Origin of the sequence: Flaviflexus ciconiae (genome assembly GCF_003971195.1) — a bacterium.
GTDB classification, from domain to species: domain Bacteria; phylum Actinomycetota; class Actinomycetes; order Actinomycetales; family Actinomycetaceae; genus Flaviflexus; species Flaviflexus ciconiae.
In genome coordinates this window covers 1,843,485-1,861,806 of record NZ_CP034593.1, presented here as the reverse complement: position 1 = coordinate 1,861,806, position 18,322 = coordinate 1,843,485, and the positions used below count along the sequence as shown (strand labels likewise).

The window sequence follows — 18,322 nt, the reverse complement described above, 5'->3', positions numbered from 1 at the left end:
CAAGAGCTTTACGCAGACTTCCAAAGTTTTACGGTGACCTCCGAGTGGTCTTGATCTTGTCCCTTGAGATTGCTCGTCGGCAGGGGGTAGCACCGTTTGTTGGAAATGCGGAGACCGCTGATATCGCTATCGACAGCGGTGCTCAGTAGAGAATGCCGAAAAGGAGAATACCAACAACGAGAAGAACGCCGAACACCGTCGAAAACAGAACCTTCTTTTTCTTGAAGGGTTGAAACGGTTTGGGCGATGGATCCTTGCGAGGGTCCCCGTCGTCGTGGCGCTCTGTCATGATTCCTTCTCCTGCCGCGGAAGAACAAGATCTTCCATGGCTACAACGCTACGTCAATCGGTGTGGTCCGGGTGGGGAGTTCTGATCTTTCTTCGGGTGGTGAGTTCTGATCTTTGATGGCATGTTCAATGAGCGGATGGCAAGGTGACCGGGGAAAACACGTCCTCGTGTGCAGTTACCTGCTAGTAGCCGCTTCAAAAAAGAGTTCGCAACCGCCGCGCCGGGTACGACTTGAAACTACACCCGATCGCCGAGTTTGCGGAGAATGACAAGGGTGGATTCGAGGTGTGCGACCTCGAGTTCGATGAAGCGTTCGACATCCCGATCTGCCGCGGCGCTGAGAATTGCCTCGTGGGCACGGTGGGACTCCTCGATCTGTTCCGGGTACAGGCGGAGAGAGAAAGATACGTAGGGGGAGGCGATTCCGGCCAGCTGTTGGACGATACGGGATGTCCAGGAATTGTCGTATCCCATCGTGATTCCGTGGAAGTCCTCGTTGATGGCCGTGAACGTAAGAAGATCGTCCGTTGCCTTCATCTTGTCAATCAGGCGGGCCGCCCGCGCCAGATCCTCATCGGGGATGGAATCAATATTGCGCCGGATAAGGATCGGCTCAAGAGGCTTCCTCATCGCATAGATCTCTTCGGCCTGCTCAATGTTGAGTTTCGCGACGGTAGTTCCCCGGTGGGGAACAGACTCGATAAGGCCTTCTTCCTTGAGGCGACTAAGCGCCTCGCGGACGGGGGTAACAGAAATATTGAGTTGCTTTGCTAATTCTGCCTGCAGAAGTCTGTCCCCAGACGTGAACTCTCCGTTGATAATCGCCTTGCGGATCTGCGCGTGTGCGTAGCCAGCCTGCGTCTGAGCGGGCCCGGAGCCCATCTCTGCTACCACTGTCTACCTCCGGGAGTCGCCACGTCCGGTGGTATTGCCGCAGGTCTGATTGGTGCCTTCACCGGTTTCACGCAACCGGCGATCACCGCGGTTGTCACGGGACCTGCCTCGGTCAAGCTGGGGGTTGATCCGAACAAGTCAGCGGGTACTCACGCACACGCGGGGCATCTCGGTAACTTCGCGGGATTCACCCATCCAACACTTCTCGCAGTCATCGCAACGACCGGCATTACGTTCGGCTGGATTAATGCGATCGGCCTTGGAACGGCACTCGCAATCTTCTTGGTCTCGTTCCTTCGGATGAGAGGGGATGTCAAGGACAGGGCGAAGCAGTCGCCAGCTGAGCTCAAGGAGGCGCTCAAGGATTTCCAACGCAAGGACGATGAGCCAGCTACCTGGTGGGTGCTGCTCCCCTTCCTCATTTTCATTGTTGGTTTTGCCATGGGATACCCGGTCTTTGTTGTTGGCTTCATTGTGTCCGTCATCGTCATGCTCATGGCGCGGAGCAATCCAATGGACACAGAGCGTTCCATGCTTGAATCTGTTCAGCGCGTTGCAGTTCCGCTTATCGCCACGATTGGTTTCCTTTACATGTCCGCTGTTATCGGCGCTATCGGCATTACCGATCTCCTCGGTGACTGGTTCGAACCGCTTATCGACACGGCCCCGATCATCACGCTGATCCTCGTCTCGGCAGTGGCAGGGCTTCTCACGCAGTCAAACTCGGCCTCTGCGGCCATCATCCTGCCTATGCTCTCTATTGTGATGGCAACGGGAGATGTGAATCCGTTGGCGGCGGCAGCCGCTGCCGCGGGTCCGACCGCGGTTATGCAGTATTTCCTTACGGGTGGCCCCGTCGCTGCCCTAGCCACGACAATCCCGGTCGTTCCTGACTCGGACCTCAAGTTGGCAAACAAGTTCCAACGGCCGTCCCAGCTTGTTGGTCTCTTATTCGTTTCCGCCGTTGCAATTATCCTGGGAGGATTCTGATCATGTCGAAGAAACCTGTTGTTGCTGTCGGGGCTCTCGGAGGCACGATAGCCATGTCCGCAGTTGGTACCGGCGCAGTGAAGCCGGAACTTGACGCTGAGGACCTTGTTGCTGCGGTTCCTGAACTCACCAATATTGCCGATATTCGGGCCCATTCGATCGCGAATGTTGCGTCCCCCGCGATCGTCCCATCCCATGTTCTCGACGCTCTGGCGTTTGCTCGTAGGGCCGTTGATGATGGGGCGGTGGGGTGGTTCTCACCCACGGCACGGACACTCTTGAGGAAACGGCATACTTCCTTGACCTGCTGTGGGATCGTGAGGAGCCGCTCGTTGTCACGGGAGCCATGAGGAGCCCCAACCTCCCGGGAACTGACGGTCCAGCAAACCTACTATCCGCTGTAGTTGCTGCTTCTTCCGAAGAAGCACGAGGCTTGGGGGTGCTGGTTGTCCTGGACGATACCGTTCACCTCGCCAGGCTCGTGTCGAAAACACACTCGACCGGAGTGTGGACTTTCCAGTCGCCCGGGTGGGGGCCGGTGGGCAGGATCGCGGAACGCAAGCTACGACTCATGCTGAAGCCAGCGAGAATGTTTGATCCGCTACCCGTGCCTTCCGCGGACCCACTGCACATCCCAATCGTCCAGTCCCCGTGGGCGGATGATGGAATGTGGGTGACTGCCATTGCCTCGAATAATCCCCGCGCCCTCGTTATCGAGGCTTCGGGTGTCGGCCATCTATCGGAGGCTACTGCCGATGCGTGCGAGCAGCTCATGAAGGACGGTCTCCTTGTTGCGATGGTGACGCGAACGGGAAGCGGAACAACCCTGGAGCATTCCTACGGTTATCCGGGTTCCGAGGAGGACCTCATCGAACGCGGCATCATCCCCGGGGATTCCTTACTGGCCGTAAGCTCCGCATCCTGCTTCACGTACTCCTGAGCTCCGGAGCCCACGTGGACACGATCCGAAACACCGTTGCCCGACACGGGCTTTAGGGCTTTAAGAGTTTCCCTAGTCGATAAGCGACTGCGCCGAGGCGAGGGCGTGGGGGATAACGGCGGCGATGCCGGTGCCTGCCCGCCACGCGCCCGTCACGGTGATCTGCTTGGGCGGGGTGATGGCCTCGGCCCAGCTTCGCAGGGCAGGTGTTGACGGAGTCAGGGCATCTCCCCAGCGGACCACGCGGGCCCCGACGATGGCTTCCCGGTCGATCTGGGTTCCTAGAAGCTGGTTGGCGTCCTGGAGTGCCTGCTCCGTCGAGAGGTCCTCGTTCAGGGCATAGGAAACACGGATTGCATGGAAGTCCGTGACCCCTCGTAGCCACGGCCACTTGGAAGATAGGTGGGTAAGCGCCTTAGCGCGAGAGGTGCCCTGAACGCAGAGAAGGCCCGAGCCCCTCGGTGCCTCATCAAGCTCAGGGGCGTCCAAAACAAGGCTGACGTGCGTCGTCGGCTTGCCCTGCGGGATCTCGAACGGCTCCAGGTCCATGACCTGTTCCAGAAGGAACTGGGAGGACCGAATATCGGTGGCCAGGATGATGTGCTCAGCATCGATAGCAATCGAGGTGCCGTCGATCTCCGCGGTGACGGAGGCGCCGCTCTCGGTGAGGTCCAGTGAGTTGACGCGTGCACCCGTCACGAGCTCGGCACCCGCTTCCTCAGCCTGTTCGGCGAGAGCGTCAACGAGGCGGAACATGCCACCATCGACAGAGGCAATTGCCGGGCCCGACAGGCCCTTCGCAACTGCTTTTGCCAGACTTCCCGTTTCGAGGAAGTCTGCCTTCAGCTTTGGGTTGATCGACAGGTTGGCCGGGTCGGTGGAGTAGATGGCTCCGGCAATGGGGCGAACGAGCTTCTCGAGCAGCTCGGTTCCCATGCGAGCCTCTACGAGCTCGGCGAGGGTCGTTGCTTCTGCACCGATGGAGGGATCTAGGACCAGGTCTTCCTTGATCCGTTCGGTGTCGGCGATGATTGCGGCGATCTCGTCGGAGGACGGGTCGGCTGGGATACCGAGGGACGTGTTTGCGGGGATCTGGATGGGGGAGCCGTTCCAGATCCAGGACCGGCCCGCGGGGAGGACCGTTTCAAGTCCGAGGCCGTGCAGGTAGTCGGTAACCTCGGTGGCCCGGCGGGCGTAGGACTCAGCTCCAATGTCGAAACGGACTCCACCAATTTCCTCGGAGGCGACGAGACCGCCGAGCTTGCTCCGTGCCTCCAGGAGGGTGACTTCTTTGCCCGCGGTGGCAAGGGCGTGGGCTGCGACGAGGCCGGCAAGGCCGCCTCCGACGATGACAATCACAGCTCGCCCTTTACGTAGGACACGATCTTCGTCAGGACCTCGGGATCGGTTGTCGGGGGAACTCCGTGGCCGAGGTTAAGGATATGTGCGGGCGCCGCCTTGCCTGCTTCTATGATCTCATCGATGTGCTTTTCGAGAACCGACCACGGGGCCGCAAGAAGAGCCGGATCGATATTGCCCTGAAGGGGCTTTCCCGGGATCCGCTTTGCAACCGAGTCGAGCGGGACACGGTAGTCGACTCCGAGAACATCGCAGATCGATGCCATCTGCCCCAGCAACGTGCTTGTGCCCGTACCAAAGTGAATGGTGGGCACCGTTGCGTAGGAGAGTGCCCTCGTCGAGTAGGGGAGGACCTTCTCTTCGTAGGTCTTCAGCGACAGGGAGCCCGCCCAGGAGTCAAAGAGCTGAACGACGGAGGCACCGGCCTCGATCTGGATCTCCAGGAACCGGCCGGTGATGTCGGCGGCCCACGTCATGAGGCGGTCCCAGGATTCCGGGTCGGAGTACATGAGTGCGCGGGCCGCCAGGTGATCGCGGGAGGGCTTACCTTCAACGAGGTAGGCCGCGAGGGTGAAGGGGGCGCCACCGAAGCCGAGGACGGGAACGTCGAGCTCCTCAACGCAGATCTTGACCGCGTCCCGGATCTCCTGAGAGTCCTCAAGCCTGTGGGAGACGAGATTGTCGATGTCGGCCTTGGAAGAGATGGATGTGCCGAACACGGGGCCCACGCCGGGCTTGATGTCGACATCAATACCGGCGACCTTGAGGGGAGTGACGATGTCGGAGAAAAACACGGCACCGTCCACGCCGTGGCGGCGTACCGGTTGCATTGTGATCTCCGCCGCCATCTCCGGCCGCAGGCAGGCCTCCAGCATCGTTGTACCTTCGCGTAGCGCGCGGTACTCAGGAAGGGACCTTCCCGCCTGACGCATAAACCAAACGGGGACACGCTCGCCTCGAATACCTCGGGCTGCATCGACTAAGAGGGACACGTCTCTATTGTCCGGCCAAGTAGACCTTTTTTCCAGTTAGGTACACAATCGAAGGGTGAGTTTTGTGGTCCTAACAGCGAATCACCACGATTCCGACATTTCCGACGTTGAGGGTCTTGCACAGCGCGGTGCACTGGTAAAACAGGAGATCCTGGAACGTGAGGGCGTGTCGGGTGCCGTGGTCCTTTCCACGTGCAACCGGTACGAGGTCTACCTCGAAGCCGATGAAACTGCCGCACGAGATGTCGCGGAGCTACTCGGAATCGACCACAGCATTTCAGTCTTTTCGGGTCTCGACGCTGCCCGCCACCTCTACGAAGTCGCCTCCGGTCTTGACTCCATGGTCGTTGGCGAACGCGAGATCGTCGGCCAGGTACGCCAGGCGCTTGCCTCAGCCCGCAAGGAAGGCACCACCTCCCCGCTTCTCGAGCAGACCATCCAGGGTGCACTCCGCACCTCTCGCGAGGTCGCCGTCAAGACGGACTTCTCCCGCACCGGACGTTCTATTGTCGCCGTGGCTTTGGATATGGCGGGGGCGGTTGCCTGCGAACGCGACCAATACGAGTGGGAAGAAACCGGTGGACCCACCGTTCCCGCAACCGACTGGGCCGGAATCAAGGTCCTCCTCGTTGGCACCGGCGCCTACGCCGGAGCGGCCGTTGCAGCGCTGCGGGAACGCCGTGCTGACAATGTCCGAGTCTGGTCGCAGTCCGGCAGGGCCAAACAGTTCGCCGCCGATCACGGAATTGACTACTCGCCGTCTCTCGACCTGGACTGGCCCGACGTTATTGTTCTATGCCGCGGCACAGGATCTCCGGTGCTCACTGCCGACATGGTTCGTGATGCAAAGCGGACTCGCGGCCCCCTTACCCTCGTTGACCTTGCCCGTTCCAAGGATGTTGAGTCCGAGGTGAAGCAGATCGAGGACGTCACCCTCATCGATCTTGAGACCGTGCGCAAGCACGTGCCGGCAGCCGCTAGCGGCGACGTTGAGAATGCTCAGAACATCATCGCCGAAGGTCTCGCGAGGCTCGACTCGGATCTTCTCGGTCGCACGATGGACCCGCTGGTTGTTGCCGTGCGCAATGCTTTTGCGGCCGAACTGGAGAAGGAACTTCGCCAACTTCCCGCGAGCGGAGATATTCCTGCCGAGCACGCTATCCGCGCCCTGCAACGCTTCGCGGCGGCAGTTGCCTACCATCCGACGGTTTCTGCCCAGAAGGCCGCGAAGGAAGGCCGGGGCGAAGAGTTTCATCGGGCCGCTGAACTAGTATTTGGAATTGATCTGCCAGAACCCACCGAACAGGCACTGACGTGCCCCCGAAAGGACCAACCACATGCCTGATGCCTATCTCGTGCTCTCGTACGGGGGCCCGAACAAGCCGGAAGATGTTGTTCCATTCCTGAGGAACGCAACCAAGGGCAAGGGAATCCCAGATGAACGGCTGGAGCAGGTGGGTGAGCACTACTACATGTTTGGCGGGAAGTCCCCTATCAACGAACTGAACGATGAACTCGTTGAACACCTGCGGGACGAACTGGCCAGGCGCGGCAACAACACCCGGGTAGCGATCGGTAACCGCAACTGGGAGCCCTACGGCAACGACGTCATCAAGGCCCTTTATGATGATGGTGCACGCGACATTCTCGCCCTCGCCACCTCCGCGTACCAGTCGTATTCGTCATGCCGGCAGTACCGCGAGGACATTGCCCGCTGGATGGGAGAACTTGACCTTCCCGACCTGACGATTCGCAAGGTCCGCCCGTTCTGGGGCACCGAGGGCTTCTTCAAAGCAATACTGACCGCAGTATCCGAAGGTCTATCAAAGGCCGCCGAAGGTTCGCGCCTGATCTTCGTTACCCATTCGATCCCGACCGCAATGGACGAAGCATCGGGAACCGATCACGAACTGACCTACGAAAAGCAACACCACGCACTCGCTGGCAGGGTTGCCACTGAACTTGGCGTGAGCGAATGGGACATGGCGTACTGCTCCCGTTCCGGTAGCCCCCGCACCCCGTGGCTGGAGCCCGACATTTGCGACCACCTCGAGGAACTCCATGAGCAGGGCGTGACGAACGTTGTCCTGGCCCCCATTGGCTTTATTTCTGACCACATGGAAGTCCTCTACGACCTCGACACGGAAGCAAAGGCAAAGGCCGAGGAGCTCGGCATGGGCTTTGTGCGTGCAGACACCGTTGGCGTTGACCCCGACTTTATTTCCCAGCTAGCCGACCTTCTTGAGAACCCCGGCGAAACCTTCTGCTCGGAGACCTGCTGCTGGGCAGGCCCGAAGAGCCCCGAATTCCCAGCAATCTAGGAGCATCAATGAAGCAGCCCGATGACCAGACAGTAGAACTGATCAACAGCTCGAAGATTTACACCATGTGGTCGGTCTTCGCCACGACCGGCGAGATCTCGCCGGACGAGCGGGAGAAGATCGTTGCCGACGCCGAGGCCGCCATTGCCGAGACTGGCGTTGTCGTGCGCGGCTACTACGACGTGGCTGGCCTCCGCGCCGATGCTGACCTCATGGTCTGGTGGCACGCCGAGTCCATCGAAGGAGTTCAGGCTGCCTACCACGCACTCCTCAATTCCGACCTGCCGATCACTCCCGTATGGTCCGTGACCGGCCTGCACCGCCCCGCCGAATTCAACAAGCGCCACCTGCCCGGGTTCCTTCTCCAGCCCGAAGCCCCGCAGTACCTGTGCGTGTATCCGTTCGTACGTTCCTACGAGTGGTACCTGCTCGAAGAGTCCGAGCGTAGCCGGATCCTCCGCGACCACGGCATGACCGGCGCACCCTACAAGGACGTTGTTGCCTCCACGATTGCTTCGTTCGGGCTCAACGACTACGAGTGGATCGTTGCCCTTGAAGCCGACCAGCTCGACCGGATCGTCGACCTCATGAGGGACTTCCGCTACACGGAAGCTCGTCTCCACGTCCGCGTGGATACCCCGTTCTACACGGGCCCCAAGGTCACGCTTGGCGAGTGGGCGGAGCGTCAGCCCCGCGGCGAGTAAACCGCAGGTGAACGGCAGCGTTCACCCCGAGTGTGTGATCACTCATAAAGTTCAGCTTTTCGCCCTAAAACAGTAAGACCTGGGCCACCTGGCCTACCGAACCCTCGTCGATCGTGAGAGAATGACAAGTGGATTACGCCGACTATCGAAGGAGATTTCCACCGTGGCTATCGCAACCCCCGAGGTTTACAACGAGATGATCGACCGGGCCAAAAAGGGCGGCTTCGCCTACCCGGCCATCAACGTCACCTCCTCTCAGACACTGACCGCAGCACTCCAGGGCTTCGCCGAGGCTGAGTCTGACGGCATCATCCAGGTTTCCGTAGGCGGCGCAGAGTACTGGTCGGGCTCCACCCGCAAGGACCGCGTCGCGGGTTCGCTCGCCATGGCCGCATACGCCAAGGAAGTAGCCAAGAACTACGACGTCACCGTCGCACTCCACACCGACCACTGTGCCAAGGAGAACATCGACTCCTGGGTACGCCCCCTCCTCGAGATTGAGGCCGAGCAGGTCAAGAACGGCCAGCTTCCCTCCTTCCAGTCCCACATGTGGGACGGCTCCGCTGTTGAGCTCGACGAGAACCTCGAGATCGCCAAGGAGCTTCTCGAGCTCTCGCAGAAGGCCAACACCATCCTCGAGATCGAGATCGGCGTTGTCGGCGGCGAAGAAGACGGCGTCGTTGGCGAAATCAACGAGAAGCTCTACACCACCGCCGAGGACGGCATTGCAACGATTGAGGCCCTCGGCCTTGGCGAGAATGGCCGTTACCTCACGGCCCTTACCTTCGGTAACGTCCACGGCGTCTACAAGCCGGGCTTCGTGAAGCTCCGCCCGAGCTTCTTGGCGAGATCCAGAAGGCTGTTGGCGACAAGTACGGCAAGGAATCGCCGTTCGACCTCGTCTTCCACGGTGGCTCCGGCTCCTCCGAGGAAGAGATCGCCACCGCTGTTAAGCATGGCGTCATCAAGATGAACATCGACACCGACACCCAGTACGCCTTCACCCGCCCGGTCGCTGACTGGATGCTGAAGAACTACGACGGCGTCCTCAAGATCGACGGCGACGTCGGCAACAAGAAGCAGTACGATCCCCGCTCGTGGGGCAAGGCCGCAGAGAAGGCCATGGCTGACCGCATCGTCGAGGCCTGCCAGCAGCTCGGCTCCGTCGGCACCCGCATCAAGTAACACACAGTTCGGGACCATCCCGAATTAAAAGCTCTGGAGGGCGACAGTTCAAAACTGTCGCCCTCCGCGCATATTCAACAAAGCTCTATTGGAGCAAGTGCCCAACTCTCAGGCGTCAACCATCTCCGCGGCATAGGTAACGGCACCGGTGAGGACAGCGAGGACAAGGGCCTGCTTCGTGTGTGCTAGGTGCTTACCTTCGGCACGCTTCTTCTCAGCACGGCGGTAGAGCCACTTTTCTCCAGCAACAGCAATGACCGTTGTGCCGAGCGTGGCGCCAGCTGCGATACCCGCCGTTGACTTAAGCGTCTCAGCATCAGCCGAATCAAGGAACTCCTGGAGTTGCTCGCCCGCTTGGCCAAGCTCCTCACTGCTATGGGAAGCCGTCCAGGCGACAAGTGCAGAGTTCACGGCCGTCTTGCCGATAAAGCGCAGAAACTTCGACTTCACGAAGTCCGGCATTGCATAGTGCGCGAAGACAGTTCCGGTCACGGCAAGCGAAGTGCGGACAGGGTCACGGGTAATAGCGGACATAGTTTCCTCTCGTTTCGTCCCTGCCAGCCTACGCCGTGGCCGAAGCTCCTGCGAACGGAAAAATGACCCGAGTGGGGGATAGGTGCCCGATAAATAATGTGGAGTTATCGGTGAAACTCAGTGCCCTCGCTGTGTTCGGTCAAAGTCAGTAGTTGAGGGTATTCGTCAGCTGCTCCTACCAGCCAGGAACAGGCGGGTGACGGGCACCGTGAGCATCATGGAAGCAGGTTTCATGAGGGCAGCCCGCATTGATTTGCTGAGCAAAGGCCCAGCCGTCATTCTTTCATCCCATCCGGAAGCACTAGCGTCGTGGAGCGGTCCCCACCTTCCCGGTGTTGCGACAGAAACTGTCCTGTTTACGATGCTGGCATGAAACGCCTAACTACAGCACTTGTTCTAGGAACCGCACTCCTTGGTGGCGCGGCCGCCTGCGGATCAGAAGGAACTCCCGCACCAACGACGACCGAAGAAGCCGTCCCTCAAGGCGCTCTCATTCTCGAGTCGACCGACTGGGTCAAGAACGATTCACTTGCCACCGACGTCACGGAGTTCGAGGTGATCGAAGGTGAAACCTACCGAATAGAATCGATGTTCGGAACTGAAACACTGGGGATCCTGGAGGTCACGGACGAAGAGGTCACGGTCCGTGTCAGCGGTGCGTACTTTGCTGGCGATGGGATGGAAGATGGTCCTGAGTTCACTCTGAGCAACGGCGAGACGGTTGGTTTCAGTACGGCAAGCGCTGATGCTGGTGTCGACTACGACCTCACCTATGAGATCGAAGAATAGGGAACATAGTTAGCGAGGTAGGGGTGTTCTCTCCAACACCCGGGGTGGTCACCACTCCCCGCCTTTCGGCCTGTTATGGCGAGGCTCAGCTGTTTACGATGGGCGCATGAAACGGATAATGAGCACACTCGCTGCGGCCGCACTAGCCCTCAGTGCTGCCGCATGCTCCACCAATGATGAGGAACCTCCGGTCAACACCAGCGAGACCGTGACGTCGTCATCACAGGGCGTGCTCACCATTCAATCTACGAACTGGACGAAGGGAACCACGCACCCGCCAACGGTCACCAGTTACGAAGTTGTTCCGGGAGAGACCGTGGTTTCGGAGCGCGGCGTCGAAATCTTGACCGTAGACGAGATCACTGACGACGAGATCACGGTGACCCTGATCGGCTGGTATCGCGGGCCATCCATTGACGGCGAAAATCCGACTCTCACGGTGACCGATGGGCAAACAGTCACCTACGAAACAGACAGCGAAGACGCTGGCACCAATTATCGGCTCACCTTCGAGAGCCACTGACAGGAATCAGGAACCGTGATCATGAAAACCCGAGCCTTAGCCACAATGCTTCTTCCCCTAGGGTTTCTGGCTGCCTGCGGTGGAGATCCCGAACCCGCCGCTGAGGTCACCGTCGAAATGTCGGACTGGAGCGGTTGGTCCCCAGACTATGAGCCGCAGATAAAAGTCGTGACCCACACTGTTGCTGCGGGGGATACCTTCGAACTTGATCCTGCTTTTGGTGGCCCCGAAACAGTGACCGTCGAAGAGATTGACGAGGACTCGGTAACACTCCTATTCGATGCTCCTCTTTCTCCGAGGAACGATGGTCGCATCAACATGAATATGAATGTTTGGGCGCCAACTATCACCGAAGGTCGTGCGACAGAGCTAGCGACGGCGACGTTAGATGCTGGCATGAATTACACGATCACCGTCGAGATCACCGAATGAACTAGGGCGACCACCTACGCGAGAATCTGACACAGGTAGAACTATGAAACGCACAGCATTAGCCATCTTCCCGATCATCCTGCTTGGCGCGGCCGCCTGCGGTGAAGGTGAGCAGAAGAGCGCGGAAGTAACAATCACGACATCCCAGTTCGTTGGATGGGAGACGGTCGAGACCACCGAGGAAGCAACGGAGACCTATCAGGTCACGGAAGGATCCGAGATCAAGATCGACCGGAGCCTCACCGACATGACGATCACCGTTGAAGAAATCAATGAAGACTCGATCGAAGTTTCATTCAGCAGCGCCATGGCTGCGGGCACGAGCGGCGGAGGAAGCGACACAATCTTCGGAACCATCATCCGCGACGGACAAGGCGTAGACATCTCCTCACCCTCAGACGATCAGGTCGATATCTTCTTCATCGAAGTTGATATTTACGACTGAACTCCTGCCGAAAAATGACAAAAAGGTGGCGCCCCGTTTTCGAGGCGCCACACGTGTTAGCTGATGAAATCAGCGACTTAGGTTGTTATTTGACCGGTTCGATCTTCCAGACCTCGCGCGCGTAGTCGCGGATGGTGCGGTCGGAGGAGAAGCGTCCGGAGGCGGTGATGTTGATCCACACCTTGCGTGCCCACTCCATCTCATCCAGGGTGTCCTCGAGAGCACGATCGCGTGCCTCACGGTAGGAAGCGAAGTCACCGATGACGTAGTAGATGTCGGAGCCGTCGGGGCCGGATTCGAGGAGCGAACGACGGATGTCGGCAAACATGCCGGAACCGTTGTCGTCAAGGGTGCCGTCAGTGAGTGCGTTGATAACGCGGCTGAGGCCCTTCGTCGCCTCCACCGTCGCGTAGGGATCATAGGAGGCCATGATGCTGGGCAGCTCCTCTTCCTTCGCTCCGAAAATGTAGGCATTCTCTTCGCCAACTGCCTCAACGATCTCAACGTTCGCGCCGTCGAGGGTGCCGAGGGTCAGCGCGCCATTCATCATGAACTTCATGTTGCCCGTGCCGGAGGCTTCCTTGCCGGCCGTGGAGATCTGCTCGGAGATATCTGCGGCGGGGATGACCTTCTCGGCGGGGGTGACGTTGTAGTTCTCGATGAATACAACCTTGAGCTTGTCGCCAATCTCGGGGTCGTTGTTCACAAGCTCAGCGATCGTGTTGATCAGCTTGATGATGCCCTTGGCACGGTAGTAGCCGGGGGCTGCCTTCGCACCAAAGATTGCAACGGACGGAACCACGTCAAGCGTGGGGTTGTCCTTGATCTGGAAGTAGCGGTCGAGAACATAGAAGGCGTTGAGGAGCTGACGCTTGTACTCGTGCAGGCGCTTGATCTGAACATCGAAGACAGCATCCGGGTTGATCGTGATGCCCTGGCGCTTCTCAATCCAGTCAGCGAAGTCCTTCTTGTTGGCCTGCTTGATCTTGATGAGCTCCTTGCGGACCTTCTTCTGCGTTGCCTTCTTGGCAAGCGGCTTGAGCAGATCCAGGTCGGAGACCCAGGCATCGGAACCAACCTGAGCATCCAGGAGGCGTGCGAGACGCGGGTTGACGTGGTTGAGCCAGCGTCGTGGGGTTACGCCGTTTGTCTTGTTGTTGAACTTCTCGGGCCACAGCTGGTACCAGTCGTTCAGCGTGTCCTTCTTCAGGATGTTCGTGTGGATCGCGGCAACGCCGTTGATCGAGAACGAGGCATAGCAGGCGATCCAAGCCATATGGATACGACCGTCGGAGATCGGTGCCAGGTAGTGGATCCGATCTTCGGAGATGCCACGGCCTACCAGGTCGTTACGGAAGCGGCGGTCAATCTCGGCAATGATCTCGAGAACGCGGCCGAACAGCTGCTGGAAGATTGAGTACTCCCAGGTCTCCAGAGCCTCGGCGAGGGTGGTGTGGTTGGTGTAAGCGAAGGTCTTCTGGGTAATGTCCCAGGCGTCCTCCCAGGTCAGGCCGTGGTCGTCGAGGAGGATGCGCATGAGCTCGGGGATGGCGAGCACCGGGTGGGTGTCGTTGAGCTGAATGCAGTTGAACTCAGCAAACTTGCTGAAGTCAGTGCCGTGCTTCTCGACGTAGTTGTCGACCATCGCCTGGAGCGAAGCGGAAACGAAGAAGTACTGCTGGCGGACACGAAGGATCTTGCCTTCGTACGTGGTGTCGTTCGGGTAGAGAACGCGGCACAGGTCGGCAACGCGCTCACGCTCAACAATGGCCTCGGTGAAACGCTGCGAGTTGAAGGCGTCGTAGTCGAACTCCTCCATGGGCTCCGACTTCCACAGACGGAGGGTGCCAACATTGTCGGTGCCGTAACCGGTGATCGGCATGTCGTAAGGAATAGCCCTCACGTCCATGTCGTCAAACTTGACGTAGCGTGCCTCTTCTTCGCGGCGGATTACGAAGGGGTAGCCCTCCTCCATCCACGGGTCCGGATGCTCAACCTGGAAACCATCCGAGAACTGCTGCTTGAACAGGCCGTAGCGGTAAAGGATGCCGTAACCCGTCACCGGAAGGTCCAGGGTGGCGCAAGAATCAAGGAAGCAGGCGGCGAGGCGACCAAGGCCGCCGTTACCGAGAGCAGCGTCGTGCTCGGCCTCGAGAACATCGGTCAGGTTCCCACCGTGAGCCTTAACAGCGGCAGCAGCTTCATCGACGAGACCAAGGTTGGTCAGGTTGTTAAGCAGCGCACGGCCCATGAGGAACTCGGCCGAGAAGTAGTGCTGTTGGCGGCCGGTGGCGGCGTGCTTTGCAGACTTTTCCCACTTGTCGGCAATCAGGTCAACGATGTTGGCAGAGAGGCCTGTCCAAAGCTCCATCGGTGTCGATGATTCCGGAGTGCGGCCAGCCACGGCTCGGGTAAATGCGCCGAGGCTATTGGTTAGTTCAGAGGTCACAACTTCTCCTTAGTGATGAAAGGCGGCAGAATGCCCTGCCTCCAAGGTTAATGGACGTAGGTGAAAGTCGCGAATGAGTGCCCAGGTCAAGACAGTGAACAGCAAGTAAATGCTACGAGTTTTAGGCATTCTGGGTGATCTCTAAACGCTCGTTTGTGAGCGAATCAATGAAACTTCTGAGCAACGTTGCCAACCGATCTCAAAACTCAAGAAATGTGAACAGTCCGGTCCTTACTGCTCTGTTGAGATTGCTACTGCTTCAGCGGGACTTCGCACGCCTCGGGGTGGTCTCGACTTTGCACGAGGTCCTTATCTATTCGTCTGCGTTTACCTGTTTAACTTGGAGTCGATGTGAGATAAGGCTGGCAGAGCACTCGCCGTCTGACCAGGTTGTATGCTTGCGTAGGCGGTTGCAGGGCGAGACACCGATGTCTTGTAAGTCAGCCCGAACTAGAATGAACGCGCTCTCGGTATAAACCATTGAAGGAGATCACCATGCCGGCACTCATTGTCATCGGCGCCCAATGGGGCGATGAAGGGAAGGGTAAGGCCACTGACCAGCTCGGCACGGACGTTGACTATGTCGTGAAGTTCAACGGCGGTAACAATGCGGGCCACACGATCGTGGTTGATGGTGAGAAGTTCGCTCTTCACCTTATTCCCGCTGGTGCTCTCACCGATTCGTGCACGCCGGTCATCGGTGGTGGTGTTGTTGTTGATCTCGATGTGCTCTTCCAGGAAGTCGATGAGCTTGAGTCGCGCGGAATCGACACCTCGAAGCTTAAGGTGTCTGCCAATGCTCATGTCATTCCCTCGTACAACCGGACTCTCGACAAGGTCACGGAGCGCTTCCTCGGTAACCGCAAGATCGGTACCACGGGCCGTGGCATTGGTCCGACCTACGCAGACAAGATGAACCGCATCGGCATCCGCATCCAGGACCTGTTCGACGCATCGATTCTGCGTCAGAAGGTGGAGTCGGCAATCGATCAGAAGAACCACCTGTTCCTTAAGGTGTTCAACACAAAGGCCGCTGACATCGACATCGTCACCGAGGAGCTCCTCAAGTATGCCGATCGGATCAAGCCGATGGTCGCGAACGTCACCAACCTTCTCAACGATGCTCTCGACAACGGTGAGACCGTTGTCTTCGAGGGCGGCCAAGCCACCATGCTTGATGTCGACCACGGCACCTACCCCTTCGTTACGTCCTCGTCGGCAACTGCGGGCGGCGCATGCACAGGCTCGGGCGTTGGCCCCACCCGAATCGACCGCGTCGTGGGCGTTGCCAAGGCGTACATAACCCGCGTTGGTGAGGGTCCCTTCCCGACGGAGCTTCACGACGAATCTGGTGACTGGTTGCGTGAACGCGGTGGAGAGTTCGGAACGACAACGGGACGTCCCCGCCGCTGCGGTTGGTACGACGCCGTGATCGCCCGCTACGCGACCCGCGTCAACTCGCTGACCGATATCGTGCTCACGAAGCTCGACATTCTCTCCACCCTTGATCAGATCCCGGTCTGCGTGGCATACGACGTTGACGGTGTTCGTCACGAGGACATGCCGGCGGATCAGACATCCTTCCACCATGCGAAGCCGATCTACGAGTACTTCCCGGGCTGGCAGGAAGACATTTCCGACGTGCGGAACTTCGAGGATCTCCCGAAGAACGCACAGGACTACGTCATTGCCCTCGAGGAAATGTCCGGCGCCCAGATCTCCTCGATCGGTGTTGGCCCCGGCCGCGAGCAGACCATCGTCCGCCACCCTCTCATATAAGAGCAAGGGTGATTCGTCGCAGCGACGAGAACTGAACAACTGGCACGAAGGGCGCCACGGTTACTGACTGTGGCGCCCTTCGGCTTTTCTCTACGCAAAGCGGGAAGCGGTCCGACAGGCGCTAGAGGAGGAGTGATAAACGGGAGCGGCAACGGTAATAGCGAGGTAGCGATTAACGGGGTAGCGATAAACGGAGAGCCTCAACAGAGCGCGGCGGTCATGGTAGTAAAAGGGGGAGGGCAGGTGCCGTGTGCACCTGCCCTCCCCAAGAGTTAGCGATCGCTGTGGGTCCTACCGGATACAGTTACCGCTCTGGGGGATCATCCCCAGTTGCCCTGGCCTCCCTGAGGAGGCTGGCCGCCCTGCTGCGGGCCACCGTACTGGCCGCCCTGAGGACCGCCGTACTGTCCACCCTGGGGTCCGCCGTACTGCTGGCCGCCCTGGGGGCCACCGTACTGCTGCGGGGCTCCGTAACCACCCTGGGGACCCCCGTAGCCGCCACCGGGACCGTAGGGGCCGCCCTGGTTCTTGTTCTTGTTGCCGCGGGCAATCATCCAAGCGACAAGGCCGATGATGACGATGGCGCCGCCACCGATGGCGAACCATGCCCACATCGGGAAGCCGCCCTCTTCATCGGAGTCGCTAGCGTCGTCGGCCTCGTTACTGGTGGTGTCGTCACCGTTGCTACCGGTGTCATCGCCATCGTTGTTTGAGGTGCCGTCGTCGTTACCGGTATCCGGACCGGGGACGCCGTCGTTGTTGCCGGTGCCGTCGTCGGTACCCTCGTTGCCACCTTCATTTCCGGTGCCATGGTCGGAGCCGCCATCATTGCCACCTTCGTTGCCGCCCTGGTTGCCGCCGTTGGTGGCGCCACCGGACTTCATGCCGGTAACCTCGAAGCCCTGGGCCATGACCTCAAGATCGTTGTAGCTAACGGAGTTTCCATCGATCTGGCCGCCGTTGGTGGCCTCAACGATCTCTCCGGGCATGCGGATCGTGATGATGAACTCGAAGGTGCCCATCTCCGGCGGGATCTCTTCCATGCTCATCGAGGGGTCGCCCTCCATGAGGAACGTGTAGGAGTCACCGTTGTCGATCAGGGTCTCGCCATCAACGACGTTCTCCATGCTGTTCGCGGTGAGACGGCATGCGAGGTTCTCGCCGGAGATGTCCTCGACGACGTACTCTGCTTCATCCTCTTCGGAGAGGCCCATCTCTTCGAAGACCTGGTCGCAGGTGTAACCCATGCCGGCCATCATGCCTTGGGTGTCTTCCATCTCCATGATGACGTTGGCGGAGCCATCTTCATTGATTTCGATGATTGATTCCATCCGGCATGCTGAGAGGACCAGCATGGTCGGTGCAACGGCTGCTATGGCCAATGCTTTCTTGGTGCGGGTTTTCATTGTTGTCCTTTCAGAATGCCGGTGCGTGAGCTCTCGGCTATGAGGTCCAGACTAAGCGGAGAACTGCTGAATCTGTGAACAAAACCTTGGGGAGTTCTACCAATTTGCCGAATTCGACCCGCGGACCTTACCGATCGGTAACGATGAGATGATCAAACAGGACAAATCGGATGCTTTTATATGCGATTTAATAACTCATCGGACAAATTACTGGCCAGTTTGGGTGTTGTTTCAGTGGGGTTGCTACAAAAGCCCATTTGAGATTATTTGATGGACAAATGGGACAACATG

Annotated in this window: 19 protein-coding genes and 1 pseudogene; 13 read left to right on the top strand and 7 right to left on the bottom strand. The window is 59.0% G+C overall.

Annotation, left to right across the window (positions count from 1 at the left end):
* Positions 1 to 142 precede the first annotated feature (142 nt).
* Both EJ997_RS12915 and EJ997_RS08165 read right to left on the bottom strand, forming a co-directional pair.
* On the bottom strand, positions 143 to 289 hold the full coding sequence (locus tag EJ997_RS12915; RefSeq protein WP_164719897.1) for a hypothetical protein: 147 nt from the start codon (positions 287 to 289) through the stop codon (positions 143 to 145).
* A gap of 237 nt (positions 290 to 526) precedes the next feature.
* Complete coding sequence (locus EJ997_RS08165; RefSeq protein WP_126704112.1) at positions 527 to 1,171, bottom strand: GntR family transcriptional regulator; 645 nt, start codon at positions 1,169 to 1,171, stop codon at positions 527 to 529.
* Between EJ997_RS08165 and EJ997_RS08160 the strand changes: the two genes are divergently transcribed.
* From EJ997_RS08160 to EJ997_RS13775, 3 genes are read left to right on the top strand one after another with little or no spacing between them, the layout of a single operon-like run.
* Complete coding sequence (locus EJ997_RS08160; protein ID WP_206501616.1) at positions 1,130 to 2,173, top strand: hypothetical protein; 1,044 nt, start codon at positions 1,130 to 1,132, stop codon at positions 2,171 to 2,173. The two genes, EJ997_RS08165 and EJ997_RS08160, sit on opposite strands and share 42 nt — an antisense overlap.
* Before the next feature lie 2 nt (positions 2,174 to 2,175).
* Positions 2,176 to 2,523, top strand: coding sequence for an asparaginase domain-containing protein (locus EJ997_RS13780; protein ID WP_206501614.1), 348 nt, complete (start codon positions 2,176 to 2,178; stop codon positions 2,521 to 2,523).
* Positions 2,424 to 3,113: an asparaginase domain-containing protein gene (locus tag EJ997_RS13775; protein ID WP_206501612.1), complete on the top strand. Its 690-nt coding sequence runs from the start codon at positions 2,424 to 2,426 to the stop codon at positions 3,111 to 3,113. Before EJ997_RS13780 ends, EJ997_RS13775 begins: the two co-directional genes overlap by 100 nt.
* A gap of 72 nt (positions 3,114 to 3,185) precedes the next feature.
* On the opposite strand, the gene EJ997_RS08150 is transcribed toward EJ997_RS13775, so the two are convergent.
* Together EJ997_RS08150 and hemE are read right to left on the bottom strand one after the other, a co-directional pair.
* Positions 3,186 to 4,472, bottom strand: a complete 1,287-nt coding sequence (locus EJ997_RS08150) for a protoporphyrinogen/coproporphyrinogen oxidase (protein WP_126704111.1) — start codon at positions 4,470 to 4,472, stop codon at positions 3,186 to 3,188.
* Positions 4,469 to 5,464, bottom strand: coding sequence for a uroporphyrinogen decarboxylase (gene hemE / locus EJ997_RS08145; RefSeq protein WP_206501610.1), 996 nt, complete (start codon positions 5,462 to 5,464; stop codon positions 4,469 to 4,471). The genes EJ997_RS08150 and hemE overlap by 4 nt, the downstream gene beginning before the upstream one ends.
* Positions 5,465 to 5,519: 55 nt before the next feature.
* Here hemE and EJ997_RS08140 point away from each other — a divergent pair, with 55 nt between their 5' ends.
* The 4 genes and pseudogenes from EJ997_RS08140 (at position 5,520) to fbaA (ending at position 9,674) form a co-directional block, all read left to right on the top strand.
* On the top strand, positions 5,520 to 6,809 hold the full coding sequence (locus tag EJ997_RS08140; protein ID WP_126704109.1) for a glutamyl-tRNA reductase: 1,290 nt from the start codon (positions 5,520 to 5,522) through the stop codon (positions 6,807 to 6,809).
* On the top strand, positions 6,802 to 7,785 hold the full coding sequence (gene hemH / locus EJ997_RS08135) for a ferrochelatase (protein ID WP_126704108.1): 984 nt from the start codon (positions 6,802 to 6,804) through the stop codon (positions 7,783 to 7,785). Before EJ997_RS08140 ends, hemH begins: the two co-directional genes overlap by 8 nt.
* Positions 7,786 to 7,793: 8 nt before the next feature.
* Positions 7,794 to 8,489, top strand: a complete 696-nt coding sequence (gene hemQ, locus EJ997_RS08130; protein ID WP_126704107.1) for a hydrogen peroxide-dependent heme synthase — start codon at positions 7,794 to 7,796, stop codon at positions 8,487 to 8,489.
* 121 nt (positions 8,490 to 8,610) lie between these two features.
* Positions 8,611 to 9,674, top strand: a pseudogene (gene fbaA / locus EJ997_RS08125) (class II fructose-bisphosphate aldolase).
* 108 nt (positions 9,675 to 9,782) lie between these two features.
* Here fbaA and EJ997_RS08120 read toward each other — a convergent pair.
* Positions 9,783 to 10,208: a hypothetical protein gene (locus tag EJ997_RS08120; protein ID WP_126704106.1), complete on the bottom strand. Its 426-nt coding sequence runs from the start codon at positions 10,206 to 10,208 to the stop codon at positions 9,783 to 9,785.
* A 217-nt stretch (positions 10,209 to 10,425) separates the two neighbouring features.
* On the opposite strand from EJ997_RS08120, the gene EJ997_RS12910 reads away from it, so the two are divergent.
* The 5 genes from EJ997_RS12910 to EJ997_RS08100 all read left to right on the top strand — a co-directional run bounded on the left by EJ997_RS12910 (position 10,426) and on the right by EJ997_RS08100 (position 12,397).
* The gene (locus EJ997_RS12910; RefSeq protein ID WP_164719896.1) at positions 10,426 to 10,581 is read left to right on the top strand and encodes a hypothetical protein; all 156 of its coding nucleotides are present in this window, start codon (positions 10,426 to 10,428) and stop codon (positions 10,579 to 10,581) included.
* Positions 10,578 to 10,997 carry a hypothetical protein gene (locus EJ997_RS08115; protein WP_126704105.1) on the top strand — a complete coding sequence of 140 codons (420 nt, stop codon included), beginning with the start codon at positions 10,578 to 10,580 and terminating at the stop codon, positions 10,995 to 10,997. The genes EJ997_RS12910 and EJ997_RS08115 overlap by 4 nt, the downstream gene beginning before the upstream one ends.
* Positions 10,998 to 11,103: 106 nt before the next feature.
* On the top strand, positions 11,104 to 11,520 hold the full coding sequence (locus EJ997_RS08110; protein WP_126704104.1) for a hypothetical protein: 417 nt from the start codon (positions 11,104 to 11,106) through the stop codon (positions 11,518 to 11,520).
* 168 nt (positions 11,521 to 11,688) lie between these two features.
* Positions 11,689 to 11,952 (top strand): hypothetical protein, encoded by a 264-nt coding sequence (locus EJ997_RS08105; RefSeq protein ID WP_126704103.1) that lies wholly within the window; start codon positions 11,689 to 11,691, stop codon positions 11,950 to 11,952.
* 43 nt (positions 11,953 to 11,995) lie between these two features.
* Complete coding sequence (locus tag EJ997_RS08100) at positions 11,996 to 12,397, top strand: hypothetical protein (protein ID WP_126704102.1); 402 nt, start codon at positions 11,996 to 11,998, stop codon at positions 12,395 to 12,397.
* An 85-nt stretch (positions 12,398 to 12,482) separates the two neighbouring features.
* On the opposite strand, the gene EJ997_RS08095 is transcribed toward EJ997_RS08100, so the two are convergent.
* Positions 12,483 to 14,846 (bottom strand): glycogen/starch/alpha-glucan phosphorylase, encoded by a 2,364-nt coding sequence (locus EJ997_RS08095; protein WP_126704101.1) that lies wholly within the window; start codon positions 14,844 to 14,846, stop codon positions 12,483 to 12,485.
* A 495-nt stretch (positions 14,847 to 15,341) separates the two neighbouring features.
* Here EJ997_RS08095 and EJ997_RS08090 point away from each other — a divergent pair, with 495 nt between their 5' ends.
* Positions 15,342 to 16,625 carry an adenylosuccinate synthase gene (locus tag EJ997_RS08090; protein ID WP_126704100.1) on the top strand — a complete coding sequence of 428 codons (1,284 nt, stop codon included), beginning with the start codon at positions 15,342 to 15,344 and terminating at the stop codon, positions 16,623 to 16,625.
* Positions 16,626 to 16,945: 320 nt separating this feature from the next.
* Here the strand turns inward: EJ997_RS08090 and EJ997_RS08085 are convergent, their stop codons facing one another.
* Positions 16,946 to 18,031 carry a hypothetical protein gene (locus EJ997_RS08085; RefSeq protein WP_126704099.1) on the bottom strand — a complete coding sequence of 362 codons (1,086 nt, stop codon included), beginning with the start codon at positions 18,029 to 18,031 and terminating at the stop codon, positions 16,946 to 16,948.
* Positions 18,032 to 18,322 lie beyond the last annotated feature (291 nt).

What these genes read in the sequence shown, in the direction of transcription:
- hemH (WP_126704108.1), top strand. Translation starts at nt 6,802, where the DNA reads ATGCCTGATGCCTATCTCGTGCTCTCGTACGGGGGCCCGAACAAGCCG.
- hemQ (WP_126704107.1), top strand. Translation starts at nt 7,794, where the DNA reads ATGAAGCAGCCCGATGACCAGACAGTAGAACTGATCAACAGCTCGAAG.
- EJ997_RS08165 (WP_126704112.1), bottom strand. Translation starts at nt 1,171, where the DNA reads ATGGGCTCCGGGCCCGCTCAGACGCAGGCTGGCTACGCACACGCGCAG.
- EJ997_RS08115 (WP_126704105.1), top strand. Translation starts at nt 10,578, where the DNA reads ATGAAACGCCTAACTACAGCACTTGTTCTAGGAACCGCACTCCTTGGT.
- EJ997_RS12915 (WP_164719897.1), bottom strand. Translation starts at nt 289, where the DNA reads ATGACAGAGCGCCACGACGACGGGGACCCTCGCAAGGATCCATCGCCC.
- EJ997_RS08120 (WP_126704106.1), bottom strand. Translation starts at nt 10,208, where the DNA reads ATGTCCGCTATTACCCGTGACCCTGTCCGCACTTCGCTTGCCGTGACC.
- EJ997_RS08090 (WP_126704100.1), top strand. Translation starts at nt 15,342, where the DNA reads ATGCCGGCACTCATTGTCATCGGCGCCCAATGGGGCGATGAAGGGAAG.
- EJ997_RS08085 (WP_126704099.1), bottom strand. Translation starts at nt 18,031, where the DNA reads ATGAAAACCCGCACCAAGAAAGCATTGGCCATAGCAGCCGTTGCACCG.
- EJ997_RS08110 (WP_126704104.1), top strand. Translation starts at nt 11,104, where the DNA reads ATGAAACGGATAATGAGCACACTCGCTGCGGCCGCACTAGCCCTCAGT.
- EJ997_RS12910 (WP_164719896.1), top strand. Translation starts at nt 10,426, where the DNA reads ATGGAAGCAGGTTTCATGAGGGCAGCCCGCATTGATTTGCTGAGCAAA.
- EJ997_RS13780 (WP_206501614.1), top strand. Translation starts at nt 2,176, where the DNA reads ATGTCGAAGAAACCTGTTGTTGCTGTCGGGGCTCTCGGAGGCACGATA.
- EJ997_RS08100 (WP_126704102.1), top strand. Translation starts at nt 11,996, where the DNA reads ATGAAACGCACAGCATTAGCCATCTTCCCGATCATCCTGCTTGGCGCG.